Source organism: Pseudoalteromonas sp. S2755 (genome assembly GCF_005886535.1).
Classification (GTDB): domain Bacteria; phylum Pseudomonadota; class Gammaproteobacteria; order Enterobacterales; family Alteromonadaceae; genus Pseudoalteromonas.
In genome coordinates, this window is record NZ_PNDS01000281.1 from 1 (window position 1) to 363 (window position 363).

A 363-nucleotide genomic window follows, 5' to 3' on the forward strand; every position below is an offset into this window, starting at 1 on the left:
GCTTTATAATAGAAGCTAAGAGAAAGAGCAATTACTGATTTGAAAGTCCGATATGGAAATCGCATTGGAAACCCGTGAGACGGATGCCATGCAAAGTGCATTTACGCAATATCAAATGCTGATAGAAAGAGATTATATATCTTCGGTCTCGAGTGCCAATGGTAAATTGTTACTGGGTTGGACCTGGATCTAATCGGGCAAGCTAGAATTAGCAGAGCCGTTGACGATTGAATCAATGCAAGACTATAAAAAATTACAGCTACAAGACGTTGAGCCCTATTCGCTCTATACGCAAATGTAAATCCACCATTTGTGAAACGTGACTCAACAAGGGCTTGAGATATGTACTGCTCAGCCTCCTAC

1 protein-coding gene is annotated in these 363 nt (G+C 41.0%); it reads left to right on the forward strand.

Features of this window, described 5'->3' with window-relative positions; all coding sequences use genetic code 11:
• The first annotated feature begins 52 nt into the window (after window positions 1-52).
• Window positions 53-193: a hypothetical protein gene (locus CWC03_RS23610; protein ID WP_171040329.1), complete on the forward strand. Its 141-nt coding sequence runs from the start codon at window positions 53-55 to the stop codon at window positions 191-193.
• The last annotated feature ends 170 nt before the right edge of the window (window positions 194-363 follow it).

What these genes read in the sequence shown, in the direction of transcription:
- CWC03_RS23610 (WP_171040329.1), top strand. Translation starts at nt 53, where the DNA reads ATGGAAATCGCATTGGAAACCCGTGAGACGGATGCCATGCAAAGTGCA.